The organism is Pelorhabdus rhamnosifermentans (genome assembly GCF_018835585.1).
GTDB lineage: Bacteria > Bacillota > Negativicutes > UMGS1260 > UMGS1260 > Pelorhabdus > Pelorhabdus rhamnosifermentans.
On record NZ_JAHGVE010000013.1, the window covers coordinates 43427 to 59134 of the forward strand.

The 15708-nt window shown below is 42.2% G+C and carries 12 protein-coding genes; 11 read left to right on the plus strand and 1 reads right to left on the minus strand.

Annotated features, from left to right (window positions below):
* The first annotated feature begins 173 nt into the window (after positions 1-173).
* Together Ga0466249_RS15470 and Ga0466249_RS15475 are read left to right on the plus strand one after the other, a co-directional pair.
* Positions 174-443, plus strand: coding sequence for a metal-sensitive transcriptional regulator (locus tag Ga0466249_RS15470; RefSeq protein WP_215830379.1), 270 nt, complete (start codon positions 174-176; stop codon positions 441-443).
* Positions 444-508: 65 nt separating this feature from the next.
* Positions 509-2920 (plus strand): heavy metal translocating P-type ATPase, encoded by a 2412-nt coding sequence (locus Ga0466249_RS15475; protein ID WP_281422654.1) that lies wholly within the window; start codon positions 509-511, stop codon positions 2918-2920.
* A 270-nt stretch (positions 2921-3190) separates the two neighbouring features.
* Here Ga0466249_RS15475 and larA read toward each other — a convergent pair whose 3' ends face one another.
* Entirely contained in the window at positions 3191-4471 is a 1281-nt protein-coding gene (gene larA, locus Ga0466249_RS15480; RefSeq protein ID WP_215830380.1) for a nickel-dependent lactate racemase, read from the minus strand.
* Positions 4472-4695: 224 nt separating this feature from the next.
* On the opposite strand from larA, the gene Ga0466249_RS15485 reads away from it, so the two are divergent.
* From Ga0466249_RS15485 to Ga0466249_RS15525, 9 genes are all read left to right on the plus strand, one after another.
* A complete protein-coding gene (locus Ga0466249_RS15485) occupies positions 4696-5127 on the plus strand; it encodes a peptidylprolyl isomerase (RefSeq protein ID WP_215830381.1) in 432 nt (143 codons plus the stop codon).
* Between the two features lie 194 nt (positions 5128-5321).
* Positions 5322-6743, plus strand: a complete 1422-nt coding sequence (locus Ga0466249_RS15490; RefSeq protein WP_281422655.1) for an ammonium transporter — start codon at positions 5322-5324, stop codon at positions 6741-6743.
* 37 nt (positions 6744-6780) lie between these two features.
* Positions 6781-7140, plus strand: coding sequence for a P-II family nitrogen regulator (locus Ga0466249_RS15495; RefSeq protein WP_215830382.1), 360 nt, complete (start codon positions 6781-6783; stop codon positions 7138-7140).
* 286 nt (positions 7141-7426) lie between these two features.
* Positions 7427-9916 carry a DEAD/DEAH box helicase gene (locus tag Ga0466249_RS15500; protein WP_215830383.1) on the plus strand — a complete coding sequence of 830 codons (2490 nt, stop codon included), beginning with the start codon at positions 7427-7429 and terminating at the stop codon, positions 9914-9916.
* Between the two features lie 153 nt (positions 9917-10069).
* Positions 10070-10723, plus strand: coding sequence for an MtnX-like HAD-IB family phosphatase (locus Ga0466249_RS15505; protein WP_215830384.1), 654 nt, complete (start codon positions 10070-10072; stop codon positions 10721-10723).
* Positions 10724-10756: 33 nt separating this feature from the next.
* The gene (locus tag Ga0466249_RS15510; protein WP_215830385.1) at positions 10757-12139 is read left to right on the plus strand and encodes an aspartate aminotransferase family protein; all 1383 of its coding nucleotides are present in this window, start codon (positions 10757-10759) and stop codon (positions 12137-12139) included.
* A 150-nt stretch (positions 12140-12289) separates the two neighbouring features.
* On the plus strand, positions 12290-13081 hold the full coding sequence (locus tag Ga0466249_RS15515; RefSeq protein WP_215830386.1) for an alpha/beta hydrolase: 792 nt from the start codon (positions 12290-12292) through the stop codon (positions 13079-13081).
* Between the two features lie 115 nt (positions 13082-13196).
* Complete coding sequence (locus Ga0466249_RS15520; RefSeq protein ID WP_215830387.1) at positions 13197-13865, plus strand: hypothetical protein; 669 nt, start codon at positions 13197-13199, stop codon at positions 13863-13865.
* 135 nt (positions 13866-14000) lie between these two features.
* On the plus strand, positions 14001-15611 hold the full coding sequence (locus Ga0466249_RS15525) for a peptide chain release factor 3 (protein WP_215830388.1): 1611 nt from the start codon (positions 14001-14003) through the stop codon (positions 15609-15611).
* Positions 15612-15708 lie beyond the last annotated feature (97 nt).

Sequence of the window (15708 nt, forward strand, 5' to 3'; positions counted from 1 at the left end):
TTTAATGCGCTCTACTTGATTTTTGCTTATTGTAATACGATTTCTTGCAGGAGCCTATTAGACTATTTTATTACTACAAATCGCACGGCGATTTGTAGTATTGACGAAATGAAAATATCGTCTTATACTTAAATTAAATACTGTACCGGGGTATAGTAAAAGGAGGCAATCACGTGTTAGTAGAAAAAGAACAAATCGAGCTAAGAAAGCGATTAAAAAAAGTGGCGGGCCAGATTAACGGGATTGATAAAATGATTGATGAGGGTCGTTATTGTATTGATATTATTCAGCAAATTTTAGCGGCGAAAGCGGCCTTAAATAAGGTGGCACTCATGATTGTGGAGAGTCATGCGAAAAGTTGTGTCGTCAGGGCCGTTAAAGAAGATCATGGTGACGAAAGTATTGATGAATTAATGAATGTTTTGAGACAATTTAATAAATAATGATGAAAGACTTACTTGATCAAGTAGCTTGAAAGGGCAATATTTTTCGAGAAAAGGATGTGATCATGATGGCTACGGAACCAGAACAACGTTCTGTTATCCTGAAAATTTCGGGCATGTCTTGTGCGGCTTGTGCGAGTCGAATTGAAAAGGGATTAACCCGCTTAGACGGTGTAGATATGACGGCAGTTAATTTTGCAGCGGAACAGGCGAATGTTACTTATGATTCGGCGCGAATTGGGTTAAAGGAGCTTGTGAAAAAAGTGAAAGATTTGGGCTATGATGTTGTGACAGATAGAGCGGAATTTAAAATTTCCGGTATGCATTGTGCAGCTTGTGCGACTCGGGTTGAGAAAGTTTTGCATAAATTGCCTGGCGTAGAGCAAGCTTCTGTAAATTTAGCAGCAGAAAAAGCCGTAGTGGAATATCACGCTTCTGAATTGTCGATTCGTGAAATTCAGAACAGAATTGGGAGTTTGGGTTTTGAGGCCCATAATATGGCCGATGCCAGCGAAAGTGATCGTGAGCAAGTGGTGCGGCAAAGTGAAATTCGTGGACAACGATTTCGTCTTATTTTGTCGGCTGTTCTTTCTTTTCCTTTGTTAGGAGCGATGGTTTTGCATTCAATTGGCATGGTAGGGGGAGTCGGCGAGTTTTTGATGAATTCTACGGTACAGTTTATCTTGGCGACACCTGTGCAGTTTATTGCTGGATGGCCTTTTTATCATGGGGCTTATGCTGCATTAAAGAACGGCAGTGCCAATATGGATGTGCTCGTAGCAATGGGAACATCTGCTGCTTATTTCTATAGCATAGTGAATATGCTTACAGGTGATTCTCATTTATATTTTGAGACATCGGCGATTTTAATTACGCTGATTATTTTAGGTAAGCTGCTTGAGGCAACAGCCAAAGGCCGAACTTCTGAAGCCATCAAGGCGTTGATGGGGCTCCAGGCCAAGACGGCCCATGTCATGCGGGGTGATTCAGAGGTAGACGTGCCTATTGATGCCGTGCAGGTAGATGATGTTCTTGTTGTGCGGCCCGGGGAAAAAGTACCTGTAGACGGGATTATTGTGGAGGGGACTTCTACATTAGATGAGTCCATGTTAACTGGTGAAGGCATTCCTGTTGATAAAAGAGCCGGTGATCCTGTTGTGGGTGCCACAATTAACAAATTTGGTGCCTTTCAGTTCAAAGCAACAAAAGTAGGCAAGGATACGGCGCTTGCACAAATTGTTCGCATTGTTGAGGAAGCTCAAGGTTCTAAGGCACCTATCCAGCGTTTTGCTGATGTTGTTTCAGGCTATTTTGTACCGATTGTTGTAAGTATTGCTGTACTTACTTTCGTGGTCTGGTATTTTATTTTGGATCTCGGAAATTTTTCACGGGCTCTCGTGAATTTTACGGCCGTCATGGTTATTGCCTGTCCGTGTGCGCTGGGGTTGGCTACGCCGACGTCCATTATGGTTGGAACAGGAAAAGGCGCTGAGAACGGGATACTTATCAAAGGTGCCGAACATCTCGAAAATGCACAACGGTTGACAACGATTGTGCTGGATAAGACGGGTACCCTTACGAAGGGGCAGCCAGAAGTGACCGATAGGGTGGCCTTAATGGATTTTTCAGATCGGGATATTTTGGAATTAGCAGCTAGCGCGGAGAAGAAATCTGAACATCCCTTGGCTCAGGCTATTGTAAAGTACGCTCAGGAACAAGGGGTTTCGTTTCAAGCAGCTGAGAATTTCTCCGCCATTCCCGGGTATGGCGTACAAGCTGTTATTGATAATAAACAGCTCTTGGTTGGCACTCGTAAGCTTATGCAGGATCATCATATTGCTGTTGAAATGATCGAGAAGAAAATGATGGAATTAGAACAGCAGGGGAAAACGGTTATGCTTTTAGCAGTAGATGAAAAACTAGCCGGCTTGATTGCTGTGGCAGACACTGTCAAGGCAAATTCCGCCCAAGCTGTGAATGAGTTACAAAAGCTTGGCATGGAAGTATGGATGATTACGGGAGACAATGAACGCGCGGCGCAGGCGATCGCTGAAAGTGTTGGCATTCATCATGTATTGGCTGAGGTCTTACCTGAGCATAAAGCCGCAAAGGTCGAAGCGCTAAAAAAAGAAGGTAAAATCGTAGCTATGGTCGGTGACGGTATTAATGACGCGCCGGCGCTAGCCACGGCTGATGTTGGTTTTGCCATTGGCACAGGTACTGATGTGGCTATGGAAGCAGCAGATATTACCTTAATGCGAGGTGATTTGAAGGGGCTTGTTGGCGCTATTAAGCTCAGTAAGGCTACAATGCAGAATATTAAACAAAATCTTTTCTGGGCGCTTATGTATAATTCGTTAGGTATTCCACTGGCGGCTGCGGGCTATTTGTCACCTGTGTTGGCTGGTGCGGCCATGGCGTTTAGTTCTGTCTCTGTAGTGACTAATGCCCTGCGGTTAAAACGATTTCACTTTTAGTATTAATACTTGTGCCAGCTATGACGCGGTGGTGAAGGCTGTAGAGCAAGCTGAATATACAGTTGTTTAGAAGATTTGATAAAAAAAGCCGCTCTTGGCGGCTTTTTTATGAGAAAATACAGTGCGATTTTTTGTTCGTTACAAGTATTTAATACAATTTAGCAGTTTTTTAAATGACATCGTAGGCTTTATCTTGTGCTTCGATAAAGCTGCTAATCTTTGTTGTTGCATATGAGTATAGATGAAATGTATGATTTATCCTGTCCATATCTAGCTTTTTACAATGACCGAAACGCCGTCAGGAACGACAGTTATCGTGGCGTCTTTTCCGACGATGTTTTCAGCAAGCGTCAAAGCTTCGTTAAGAGTGTCCGTTGCTTGCATATGCATTTCTTTAATCAGTTTGTGATCGCATTGGTCTGTTACAACAATGACATGGGCATGAAGTTGGATACGGGCTAAAATTTGAGCTTCCCATTGGTCAGCAATCGTTGCATTGGCAGGAATTTGCATGATTTTATCCATGACTTCTTGCGGACCGCCTGGTGCCTCCGCAAACCATTTATAGAAAGCATCGCCGCCGTGGCCGTCATTGCAGGCAGTACAGATAATAATGACGCCGCCATCTCTGACAGTAGCTTCTGCGGCTGACATGCCTTTAACGCTTTGATAGAGATTTTGGTCAAGGGGATAACCGCCATTCGAGGTGATGGCAATATCGGCTGGTTTTGCTGGTACGGCAGCTAATTCTTCGACAAACTTACAGCCTGTTTCATGGGCTTTGACGGAATTTCCAGCATAGGCCTTAATGATTTTTTTCTTGTCATCAATTACGACGTTTACAATGAACGCCAGGTGGGCTTGTTGTGCTGCAGCTAGCATATCCACGTGAAGGGGGTTGCCTTCCAGAATGCCTGCCCGGGCTTTTTTGTTATGGATGAATTCTGAACAGTGATTGGCTAAAACCGTTACTTGACTGGCGACACCAGGTAAAACACTTTTTCGTCCACCTGAATAGCCAGCAAAAAAGTGCGGTTCGATAAAACCTTCGGCAACAAGTAAGTCTGCTTCGGCAGCCAACCTATTAATGATGGTTTCGCCGCCGGATGGGAGTGTGCCGATTTTAATTAGACTGGATTCATCACGACAATCATGGATAACAATATTTATTTCGTTCATGAATTTTTCGCCGAATTTGCATGCCAGTTCTTCTTTTGTTGTGAGACGGTGAAAGCCTGTTGCAATAAGAAAGGTAATTTTCCCGTTCGGATTGCTTTTACGGATTTCTTTCACAATAAGGGGAGAAATGATATGACTAGGAACAGGGCGAGTATGATCACTTGTAATAATGACAATATTTTTTTTCCCTTTTGCCAGATCACTTAAGCGCGGTGAATCGATCGGGTTTTCTAAAGCTTGCTGGACAAGTTCCTCTTCACTGCCAGTGGCCTTGTAGGAATGAGCCTTGGATAGCAAAATACCCTGCAATTTGTTGTCAGGAATATGGGCTTCCATATAAGTTTTTGCATAAGGAATTTTTACTGTAGTCATAAAAAATTTGCCTCCTTTTATTTAGCGCGGCCGTTTACGCGCATGAACTTATATTTCTTGGTTTCGCTTTTTATCAGAAAAATCCTTGCAAAAAACAATAAAAAGTAAGAATAGACTGATAAATATTCTGCAATCATTAGTCATAGAAATTTCAAACAAGTTTGCTGGATAAAATAGGTTCGTTATGTCATAATAGAATAGATTACGTTAGAAAGAGGGATAGCATGAAAAAGGCAGTTATTGAAATGGAACAAGGTAATATTGTTATTGAACTGTTTGAAAAAGAAGCACCAGGGACGGTAGCAAACTTTCAAAAGTTAATTGAAGAGGGATTTTATGATGGACTGACTTTTCATCGCGTCATTCCTGGTTTTGTTGCTCAGGGGGGATGCCCGAATGGTGATGGAACAGGGGGGCCTGGTTATACAATACCTTGCGAAACGAAGGGCAATCCCCATAAGCATGAACGGGGTGCTCTGTCCATGGCTCATCGTGGACCGAATACAGGTGGTAGCCAATTTTTTATCGTGTTTGAATCACAGCCGCATTTGGATGGTGTGCATACGGTTTTTGGTAAGGTTATCGAAGGCATGGATGTAGTCGATGAAATTGAGCAAGGTGATGTGATGAATAAGGTGACAATTGCTGAAGATTAAGTGTAACTTTGTAAAAAAGATTTTAAAGCCTCTTGACAGGATTTGTTGTTGCTGATATAGTTTAAATATAAATTCACAAGATAGGCAATGAAGCCTTCGTACATTTTTCTGTACGAGGGCTATTTTTATTTTCTGAGCAAGAACAGGGTATTGCCTTAGCAGTGAAAATTATCTGGCAAAGGATGGGATTGAAGATGAAAAAGGGTTGGACTATTTTAATTTTATGTTTACTTTTTAGTGCGATCATCTTGCCTGTAGCTTTTGCCGATGAGGCAACTCCAGTAGCGGCTGTGGCAGATGCAGCCAAGGTGGATACAGGTGATACGGCGTTTGTATTAGTCAGCGCGGCGTTAGTTATGCTGATGACCCCTGGACTCGCCTTCTTTTATGGAGGCATGGTGAGAACGAAGAATGCCTTAAGCACAATTATGCAAAGCTTTATTATTGTCGGTCTTATTTCCGTGCAATGGGTACTTCTTGGTTATACCTTGGCATTCGGTCCTGATGTGAATCATCTTATTGGTAATTTAGACTGGTTGGGATTAGTTGGTGTAGGGATGGACCCTAATGCCGATTATGCAGCGACGATTCCTCATTATGCTTTCGTTGTATTTCAGGCCATGTTTGCTGTCATTACACCAGCTTTAATTACAGGGTCTTTTGCTGAAAGAATGAAATTTCCGGCTTTTGTGATCTTTACACTTGTTTGGGCAACACTCGTCTATGATCCTGTAGCCCACTGGGTATGGGGAACAGGTGGCTGGTTACGAGAACTTGGCGTTCTGGATTTTGCTGGTGGTACGGTTGTTCATATTTTATCCGGTGTGTCAGGGCTTGTTGTGGCACTTATGATTGGTAAACGTCGTGGCTATGGGCGCGACATTATGTTGCCGCATCATTTGCCTATGACGGTACTAGGTGCAGCACTTTTATGGTTTGGATGGTTTGGATTTAATGCGGGCAGTGCTTTAAGTGCCAATGGTTTAGCAGCTCTTGCTTTTCTTGTTACAAATACAGCAGCAGCGGCAGCGGCTTTGTCTTGGACATTAACAGAGTGGTTTGTTCACGGTAAACCCACTGTACTCGGGGCAGCTAGTGGTTGTGTGGCGGGACTTGTAGCCATTACGCCTGCGTCAGGATTTGTTACACCTCTTTCTTCCATTATTATTGGGCTTGTTTCAGGTTCACTTTGCTTCTTCGCTGTTAGTATTGCCAAAGCAAAGCTTGGTTATGATGATGCTCTAGATGCTTTTGGCGTCCATGGTGTTGGTGGTACGTGGGGGGCTTTAGCTACAGGATTATTTGCTACAAGCGCTGTTAATCCCGCAGGGGCCGATGGATTGTTTTATGGCAATGGAGCTCAATTTTTTATACAGTTTGAGGGTGTTGCAGTGAGCTGGGTATTCGCCGCTGTTATGACATTTATTATATTGAAAGGCATTGGCTTATTTGTAACATTGCGAGCTGATGATAAAGAAGAGATAGTCGGACTCGACATTTCCGAACATGGTGAGCGTGGTTATGCTTATCAAGATCTTGTGGGTGGATCAGCTATTCCTTTTGCAGTCCAGTCTGCTCAAGATGAGCAGGTTGTTGCAAAGACGACGTTAGCATAACTGCAAGGCGATAATTCGGTTATTAGAGGAGGCTCTCATGAGAAAGTTAACAAAAATTGAGATTATTACCCGGCCAAGCAAATTGGAAGAATTAAAGGAAGCTTTGAATGCCATTGGTGTGGCAGGAATGACAGTGACTCAGGTTTTTGGCTGTGGGTTGACCAAGGGCCATCAAGAAATCTATCGTGGCAAAGCCTATAATATTAATTTGGTTCCTAATATCAAATTAGAAACAGTTATTTGTGAGATCCCGGTGGAACTTGTAGTGGAAACAGCCAAACGTATTTGTCGTACGGGTGAAGTGGGAGATGGAAAAATATTTGTTTACTCACTGGACAATGCTGTGCGCATTCGTACAGGTGAAGAAGGAGATATTGCCATAATTGATCCTGACTAATCTTGTTATATTGCCCAACCTCTGCCTCTAGCCTCGTGCTAGGGGCTTTTTTAATGTAAGAATCCACCATTCTGCTTGACTTGTAATTATCGTAATACGATTTCTGTATCTGTTGGCTGTAAGAAAGGCTGTGTTGGCGTTTTTTTCTATTGTCAACAAGGAAAGCTGTGTTTTACGAAGAAGTAAATGTCATAATAAAGCAAAGGGATTTATTTGTAACATAGAAATGAACGATAACGGGTTGAGTGTCGTACAGTTAATGTAAGCAGGAATTAAAAAGCTGGCGATGGCAATGTTTAAGTGGGGAAAATTTTTTAAGCGGCAGCAGACGACTCATTTATGGCGGATGTTGCATAGCCTGAGGCAACACTCGCCGGAATTTTGGCTTAAACAGGCTGTGTGTTTGACTATGCCTTTTGCTCAAACAATACCTTTGCAGAGTAGTGGCCTTCCTAAGGCCATGCAACAATTTATTGCCGCCTATGAACCCAGGACAGTGAAAAATGGTATTTTTATTCATCAACAGCAGGTTTTGTGTGCAGCACTGCAACAAGAAAAGCATATTTTGTTAACAAGTTCTACGGGATCTGGAAAAAGTTTATGCTTCTGGGCTTGGATTGTTCATAAGCTTGTGACAGATTCGAAGGCCACTGCACTGGTGTGTTTCCCTACTCAGGCATTGTTATGGGGGCAGACGGTGAGATTGCAGGAAATATCCTCAGATTGTGTGGTTTCTGAGTCGGGTCTTGCTTATAGCGGTCGTTTAATTATTGACGGGGCGGCCATTGATTGGTCAGTATGGAAAGGGAGTGGCAAGGTCGATTCCGCTATGGCTGCGCATGAAAAAAGTAGGGCTTTTCAGCAAGCACGTCTGCGTATTGCGACGATTGATAAGGTTCACTATTCGTTACTTCGTCGTGATATTCGTTTTGCGGCCCGATTACAAGGGGTGGTACTTGATGAAGCTCATCAATACCAGGGGCTTTTTGGCGCTCAAGTCGCCTATTTATTAAAAAGAATCGGTGTTTTCAAAAACGTTCTGGGGCAGAAAATGCCGCAGATGTTTTTGGCGTCAGCCACTTTACCGGCGGCCAAAAATTTTGCAGCGATGCTGCTCTCTGTTTCTCCTGATGAGATTGTTCAGCAAACAGATGCTATTCATCAGAAAGTGGAGCTTATTAATTGGGATGAGGCGGAAGAACGTTTGGCCCATCCCCCTCAAGCGGCGCTGTGTCGTCTAGTTTTGTTCTATGATAAACAACTTGGTCGGCCCGCTCTTGATTCGCTTCTTATGAAGAAATTTTTTTGTTGTCACAAAGCAGTCTATTTTTCGCCAAGTAAATATTCCAGTCGTCTTCTTAAACAGCGGCTTGCGCAGGCAGGGGGTCATGCTGTTATTTATGATGCTGACTTGCCTCTGCCTGAGCGTCGTAAATTGGAAAAAGCTTTTCGTTTGTCTGAGAATGTTCCTGTTACGATTATTGCGACGAATGCTTTAGAACTTGGCGTGGATATTGAAGGTCTTGATATTTGTTTGATACCCAGCCTCCCGGACCAGCAGGCTGCTTTTTTGCAACAAATCGGGCGAGTCGGACGTCGACAAGACAAACCTGGATTGGTCATAGTCAGTCTTTCTACTTCTTTATACGATGAACAGAAGCGACAAGATGTAACGGAATTATTTACAGTTTCATCTGGACAGAAGTTTTTCTTACCGATTCATTTGGAGTGGGTTAAGCTAAAGAGTATGGCAGCTCTTTACAAGGAACTCAGGCAGGCTCAAAAAGAATTTTCTGCGATAACTACAATTGCATGTCAACAGGCACTGCAGATTTATTATGGTGAGAATCCATCTAGTAGTGAAATAAAGCAGCGATTGACTTCACTTTGCGGTTTTCTTGATTTTACGCAGCCTTTTTGGCCGTATTGGGGATTTCGAGGGAGCGTGGACCAGGATAAAGTGCCTCTTGTATGTGTCTCAACCCATGAGGGGATCGCACTGCTTGATCGCAGCGCCCTTATGAGAGATGCTCATTTGGGTGCAACCTATCTGGATCATCAGAACAATTACTGGCGCGTTATTGCTTATCGTAATGAAGCGGGGACAGTACTTGCTATTCAATCTGGTCGAGGCATTCAAGTAGATCAAATTAAACGTATTGATGCGGTGCCTGCCAAGCGAGCTGTTTTAACAAGGGGTATCTGTCATAGTCAAGTGCAGTTGCTGAAAATCCTGTGTCCACCTTATTGGGTGCCGTCAACTCTTGTGTATGGTCAGTGGCGTCTTAGACAAAGCGTCGTAGCATACAGGAAAGTCCGTCTGCCTCATCGTCAGGTAACGATTGAACAGCTTCCGCGCCGTGAAATCTTATGGCAAGATAGGGTGACTCTGGGCTGGATGTGGAAAATCCCCTTTTTGTTAACGTCGCAGGAAGATCTTTGCTTGCGCGAAATGACTTCGCTTTTTCAAACCGCTTTGACAGAATTTTTAGCTTCGGCAGCAGGTGTGAGTGTTCATGATCTTACGGTAGGCTTTTCGGCACACAATAAAACTTTTGAAGTCATGGATCTAGAACAAGGCGGCAATGGTGTGGCAGCTTATTTGTTAGACAAGGGGATGGTCCTAGCGCTTCAAAAATGTCTGAAGCTATTGAATGAATTTCGCGGGTCTGTAGCATTAAAATCCAATCTTGTCGGGGCTATGCATGAAATAGCGGATATTGATCAGGCTTGTTTGATAGTACAGAGAATTGTCGAAAGTTGGTCATGCTTTTAGGAAAATATATGACAAAATGTTAACAATTTGCTTAAAATGAGATTTCCTTAGTTTCCCACTAGTTAGGAATGTGCTATACTTGTATTAATTTAATAAAATGATCGAGCTATTTTGTTAGAAATGTTCGTGAATTTTTGGAATGGAGTTCACTGTATGGATTATTTTTTGGCCATTGACTTTGATGGTACCATTGCCGAGTTTGATGTGACAGATGCGGTACTTGAAGCGTTTGCTCCGCCTAAATGGCTGGAAATTGAACAGCTATGGCAGCAAGGAAAGATAGGTTCTAAGGAATGTCTGAGCAAACAACTCGCCTTGATTAAAGCACCTTTAGAAGAAATTTTGGCTTTTGTGGAACACATCGAAATTGATGCTACATTTATCGAATTTGTGCGGCAGTTGCAGCAAGCGCAAATTCCATTTGCCATTATCAGTGATGGTTTTCAAGTATTGATTGATCATATTTTGGCCAAAAATGGATTACAGGGACTACCCGTTTTTGCCAATGAATTGAAGGAAGCAAATAAAAAATTAGTGACTGCCTATCCTTATTCTTATGATCATTGTACATCAGGAACATGTAAATGTCGCACTGCTGAGCAAGCTGCACAAGGATTGCCTGTCTATCTCATTGGTGACGGTCAAAGTGATTTCTGTTTGGCTGGTGCAGCTGATTTTGTTTATGCCAAGGCGAAATTAGTCGATTATTGTATACAAGAAAACATACCTCATTGTGTTTATACTGATTTTCAAGATATTATGATCAATCTGCGTAAACAGCGGATTGAAAAAAATGTCATTGCATAATAGATTATATTAAAATGAAACGAGGCTATTATTATGAATTGGGACGAAATGAATGATGAGCAATTACTCGAAATTGAATCAAAATGTTGTTCTTATGGAGATACGGTACACTACATTGATCCAGCCAAGATTTTCGATCATTGTGAAGGATCATGGTTGTTTGACCGGGAAGACAAGCCTTATTTGGACATGCAAATGTGGTATTCTGCTGTAAACTTTGGCTATAAAAATGCCGAAATTGAAGCAGGCCATCAGGCTCAAATGGAAAAATTGCCGCAACTGGCTTGCCAGTATTTGCACAAGGAAAAAATTATGTTATCTTATGAAATTGTAAAAGAGACGGAAAAACGGTTTGGTTCCAAGGGCCGCGTTCATTTCAATGTGGGTGGTGCACAGGCTGTTGAAGATAGTCTGAAACTTGTTCGTAATTATACACATGGCAAATCATCGATGTTTGCATTTATGGGCGGTTACCATGGCCGTACACTGGCTGTATCGGAGATTACCAGTAGCTTCCGTTATCGTCGCCGCTATGGGCATTTTGGCAACAGGGCTAATTTTATTCCTTATCCTTATTGCTATCGCTGTTTCTATGGTAAGAAACCGGGTACTTGCGGTTATGAATGTATTAAACAGTTTGAAAAACTTTTTGAAACGGAATACTATGGCGTGCTTGATCCGAAGGTGAATGAAGCTGAGTTTGCCGCTTTCTATGTGGAACCTGTCCAGGCTACAGGTGGTTATATTATTCCGCCTAAGGAATACTTCAGTAAATTGCAGGCCATTTTAAAACGGCATAATATTTTACTTGTAGCTGATGAGATTCAAATGGGCTTCTATCGGACAGGTAAGCTGTGGTCAACAGAGCACTTTAATATTGATCCGGATGTCATTGTCTTTGGCAAGGCTCTTACGAACGGTTTGAATCCAATTTCAGGCATGTGGGCTAAAGAAGATATGATTAATCCAGAGAAGTTCCCGCCAGGATCGACGCATTCTACTTTTGCAAGTAATACGTTAGGAACGGCGGCCGGACTAGCGACGTTAGCCTATTGTAAAAAACATGATATGGAGAAGAATGTTACTGAAAAAGGCGCCTATTTGCTGAAAAAATTACGCGAACTTAAAACACGCCATAATGTGATTGGTGATGTCGATGGACTTGGATTGGCGTTGCGTATTGAAATGACCAAGACGGATGGGTTTGCACCTGACAAGACCTTGGCTGATGCCATTGTGGATGAAGCTATGAAGGGTGATATTGAAGTTAATGGTAAGAAGTATGGTCTTGTTCTTGATATTGGCGGCTATTATAAAAATGTCTTTACTTTGGCGCCGTCGCTGCTCATTACTTATGAAGAAATAGACTTATTTATTCAGTTGTTTGAAGCTTTGCTGAAACGGCTAGGACACTGATATATTTATGATTCATTATTTACTGAGGGCATTGTGCCCTCAGTAAATTTAATAGTAGGCAGAATCACCGCTAGCTTTTGATAGGGGCGGTTTTGTTTGCTTTTTTTGATTGTGTTTTAAGGCAATAAATAAAGATGGTGAGAATAATAAATGAATCAATATGATATTGAATTGTCTGGTGGTGAAGAGGCTGTATTGCTTATTCATGGCCTCACAGGAAATCCCTATGAAATGAAATTTTTAGCAGAAAAATTAAATAAAGCGGGATTTACTGTTTCAGCTCCCTGTCTGCCCGGTCATAGTGAAACACTAGCGAGATTGAAACAAACGAAGTGGCAGGATTGGTATGGCAGAGCGCGCGAACGCTACCTTGAATTAAAACAAAAGCATCGTAAGGTGGGCGTAGCCGGCTTATGTATGGGAGCTGTTCTATCCTTGGAATTGGCTCACGAATTTAAAGAAATACCTGCTGTTTCGCTCATGTCTACAACGCTGTTTTATGATGGTTGGACCATTCCCTGGTATTCCTTTTTGATTCCCCTTGCTTATTATACACCGCTTAAGTATTATTACTCTTTTACGGAACGGCCGCCTTATGGCATAAAAAATGAGCGGTTACGAAAACTCGTGGCTAGCAATACAAAAACACTTGTCTATGATGAAGTTCCTGGTGTGGTCATGAATCAAAATTTTCAACTCATTAATCAAGTGAAACGACATTTGCCTCAGATACAATCTCCGCTTTTGTTGCTTCATGCCATGGAAGATGATACAGCCAGTATTAAAAATGCTGAGTATGTGGAAAACCATGCTGGCTCAGCCCCTATTCGTAAAGTTTTACTTCATGATTCTTATCATATGATCACGATTGATAATGATCGAGCCCTTGTTTCTCAGGAAAATATTGCTTTTTTCAAAGAAAATATGGGAATGAACAAATAGGCAGACGACAGTTTGCTTATTTTTTTGTCGAAAAGCAGCTTTTCATTAGGGGAAAAGCTTACTATAATAGTAAAGAGCAGTTTGATTGCGGAGAAATGAAAAAGGAGACTTCATAATGGATATGCCTGTAATGATTGTACATGTTGAGGAAAGTGTGAAGGCGTGGGATCTTGGCTCTTCTTTTGGGGATATGTCGCGCATGCTTAGTACACTGCGGGAAGTATGGGATCGCCAGACTGTGGCCGATTTGGAACAAGGAAATATTGCTGTGCCTGATGCTGTGCTTAATCAATATCTTCAACAAGCCATAGGTGATTCAAGCAAGGTGAAAGAGTTTACCTTAACTTCTTTAGATGGTAATAAATTTAAAGTTCATTTGCGTACAGATTCTGTAGGCACGGTGGAGATGACTTGTCAAATAAAGCAGTTTGAGCATGACAAAGATCATTCTGTGATGAAACTATATATTGAAGATAAAACCTTGCCTGACAGGCCCCTTATGTCGTTTATTTTTTCTCATATGAGTATGGCTATGGTGACAAAACTGGCTGGCCCGATTGATGTGGGGTCTGATTTAGCGTTGGATTTTCGTGGTAATATGGTGACAGTTGATTTTCATCAAGCTCTGTCCCGTTCAAAGCTTGCCGGTATCGAGATCATGGGGTATCGACCACTTGATGAGCTTGTTGTTAAAGGTGCGACAACTCGGGCCGGAGTCGTTGAGTTTGAGACCAACTTGGCTTTGCCGAAAAATGTCGTCGATACACTCATGAACGTATTGTAGGGGCGAGATGGTGGTGTTGCTTAAGGTTGGATATTCTGGTATGATCTACTTTATAATACTTAGTATCATTTTGTTTAAACAAGTCGTAAATGAATTTTAGGAGAATTTATCTGATTGAATTATAGGAGGCTATTCATGTCATCCCTAGTGGAAGAAATAAATAAGCGGCGTACTTTTGCAATCATCTCCCATCCTGACGCCGGAAAAACAACATTAACGGAAAAATTACTGCTTTATGGGGGCGCCATTCATCTGGCGGGTTCGGTAAAAGCCAGAAAAGCTCAAAAACATGCTGTATCGGATTGGATGGAAATAGAAAAACAAAGAGGTATTTCTGTTACGTCCAGTGTATTACAGTTTGATTATGATGGATTTCGCATCAACATTTTAGATACACCGGGCCATCAAGATTTTAGTGAAGATACCTACCGGACACTCATGGCTGCTGATAGCGCTGTTATGCTGATTGACGTTGCTAAGGGCGTAGAAGAACAGACAAAAAAACTTTTTTATGTTTGTAAGCAACGGGGTATTCCTGTATTTACTTTTGTGAATAAACTCGACCGTTTTGGTAAGAACCCTTTTGATTTAATGGAGGAAATTGAACAGGTACTAGGCATTCGGGCATATCCCATGAATTGGCCTATTGGAGTAGAAGGCAGCTACGTAGGGGTTTATAATCGGCAATTAGCCCAAGTGGAATTGTTTGAAAAAAGCGGTGCCCATGGTACTACAGTGTTGCCGTCTAAACAGGGTAATGTGAATGACGAAGAATTTAAAGCGCTGTTAGGTGCTGAAGTGCATCAAGCGCTTATTGATGATATTGAACTTTTGGATATGGCTGGCGATACCTTTGATTTTGATAAGGTGCGTAAAGGCGAACTGACTCCCATGTTTTTTGGAAGTGCCATGAGTAATTTTGGTGTGCGGCCCTTTTTAGAGGAATTTTTACAATTAGCGCCAGCTCCAGCACCGCGTTTGGCTGATAGCGGTGTCATATATCCGTCAGATCCCGTCTTCTCAGCGTTTGTTTTTAAAATCCAAGCCAATATGAATCCGGCTCATCGCGATCGCTTGGCTTTTATGCGGATTTGTTCCGGTAAATTTACGCGAGGTATGAGCGTCTATCATGCTCGCAGTGGGAAAACAGTAAAGTTAGCCCAGCCACAGCAATTTTTAGCCCAAGAGCGTACCCTGATTGATGAAGCTTATCCCGGAGATATTGTGGGCCTTTTTGATCCCGGCGTATTTGGTATTGGCGATACCATTTGCGGCGAAAAAGAGCGCCTTCAGTTTCGTGACTTTCCTGTGTTTCCGCCTGAGCAGTTTGCGCGGGTTCAACCGAAAGATACGATGCGACGCAAACAGTTTATTAAAGGCATGACAGAGCTCACGCAGGAAGGGGCTGTGCAGGTCTTTCGGCCCAGTGACTATTCTGTAGAATCTTTTATTGTTGGTGTAGTAGGTTCCTTGCAATTTGAAGTATTGGAATATCGATTGAAAAATGAATATGGCGTTGATATATTAATGAACAGGCTGCCTTATGGTGTGGCGCGCTGGCTTACTTCCCAAGCAGGGCCTGTTGAGATCAAAACACTGAAAAATATGGAAAGCAGTATGCTCGTATTTGATATTCATGATCGTCTTGTGGCCCTTGTTAATAACGAATGGTCTCTTAATTGGGTTATGGAACGTAATCCGGAAGTGGAATTTTTAAAGGTTCCTGCTGATGCACAGATCATATAAGTTTGCTTCGAAGAAATCTTGGGTTACATAATTACAAAATCAGGTTCTATTTCGTTCAAAAAACGATTGACAATAATATATGTAAATGATAATATAA

Excerpts from the sequence above, each read along its gene's own strand:
- Ga0466249_RS15500 (WP_215830383.1), top strand. The coding sequence starts at position 7,427 with ATGGCAATGTTTAAGTGGGGAAAATTTTTTAAGCGGCAGCAGACGACT.
- Ga0466249_RS15525 (WP_215830388.1), top strand. The coding sequence starts at position 14,001 with ATGTCATCCCTAGTGGAAGAAATAAATAAGCGGCGTACTTTTGCAATC.
- Ga0466249_RS15495 (WP_215830382.1), top strand. The coding sequence starts at position 6,781 with ATGAGAAAGTTAACAAAAATTGAGATTATTACCCGGCCAAGCAAATTG.
- Ga0466249_RS15515 (WP_215830386.1), top strand. The coding sequence starts at position 12,290 with ATGAATCAATATGATATTGAATTGTCTGGTGGTGAAGAGGCTGTATTG.
- Ga0466249_RS15490 (WP_281422655.1), top strand. The coding sequence starts at position 5,322 with ATGAAAAAGGGTTGGACTATTTTAATTTTATGTTTACTTTTTAGTGCG.
- larA (WP_215830380.1), bottom strand. The coding sequence starts at position 4,471 with ATGACTACAGTAAAAATTCCTTATGCAAAAACTTATATGGAAGCCCAT.
- Ga0466249_RS15510 (WP_215830385.1), top strand. The coding sequence starts at position 10,757 with ATGAATTGGGACGAAATGAATGATGAGCAATTACTCGAAATTGAATCA.
- Ga0466249_RS15475 (WP_281422654.1), top strand. The coding sequence starts at position 509 with ATGATGGCTACGGAACCAGAACAACGTTCTGTTATCCTGAAAATTTCG.
- Ga0466249_RS15520 (WP_215830387.1), top strand. The coding sequence starts at position 13,197 with ATGGATATGCCTGTAATGATTGTACATGTTGAGGAAAGTGTGAAGGCG.
- Ga0466249_RS15505 (WP_215830384.1), top strand. The coding sequence starts at position 10,070 with ATGGATTATTTTTTGGCCATTGACTTTGATGGTACCATTGCCGAGTTT.
- Ga0466249_RS15485 (WP_215830381.1), top strand. The coding sequence starts at position 4,696 with ATGAAAAAGGCAGTTATTGAAATGGAACAAGGTAATATTGTTATTGAA.